General features: G+C 38.9%; 1 protein-coding gene. It reads right to left on the bottom strand.

From position 1 onward, the window contains the following. Nucleotides 1-223 (bottom strand): AEC family transporter (locus AC6UDG_RS07630; RefSeq protein WP_500706980.1); only part of this gene is annotated, 223 nt, incomplete at its 3' end. Nucleotides 224-265: the final 42 nt, after the last annotated feature.

Below are 265 nucleotides of genomic sequence, written 5' to 3'. Positions count from 1 at the left end.
CTTTTAAGGTATCATCGTTGATTGGTTGCATGAATGAATTCAGTGCCAAAGCTGGAATGGCGACGGTCAAGACGACCTTTGACAACATCTTCCCGAATTTATCGGTAAAAATGTTCTTCTTACGTAAAAAGAAACCCAGTAAAATAATGAAAATCGTTGAGGAGATCGAACTAATGATTCCCGCATTAGTGACGGTCTTCTCAATTGCTTGCATAACGTTCATGAACGTTAACCTCCAAGTAGAATATTATCGTACGCACAGTAA

This window comes from Fructilactobacillus sp. X2R1C1 (assembly GCF_059901435.1).
This window is presented reverse-complemented; position numbering and strand designations above follow the sequence as displayed.